Source organism: Dellaglioa sp. CoH-56-MRSF-10, assembly GCF_056782175.1.
In genome coordinates, this window is record NZ_JBXAYF010000078.1 from 1 (window position 1) to 315 (window position 315).

Here is a 315-nt window from a genome sequence, read left to right on the forward strand (position 1 = left end):
GTACAACGACGCTGCCGGCCCGCAGCATCTCAAGAGCCGGCGGGCTCGACACGCGCTCAATACACGCAGCACGCAGATTGTCTTGCACCTGCTGCGCCATTTCCGCGCCCAGCTTGGCGTCCGACTGCCACATGCGACTCACACGGTACTCGCACGCAGCTCTCTTGATCGCGAAGCACACAAAGGACTCATCCCCGTCCTCGATGAGTTCGAGTGCCCTTTTCAGGATCGCGATTTTCTTGTCAATCAGGTTCACGTTCGGCCTCCACACAATTGATTAGATAAGTGGCCCATTGTACGCGAGTTTCCTTCAGT

General features: G+C 57.1%; 1 protein-coding gene. It reads right to left on the reverse strand.

Annotation, left to right across the window (positions count from 1 at the left end; translation table 11 throughout):
* Positions 1 to 256: hypothetical protein (locus AC1RP4_RS07895; RefSeq protein WP_481763257.1), on the reverse strand; the 256-nt coding region annotated here is incomplete at its 3' end.
* Positions 257 to 315: the final 59 nt, after the last annotated feature.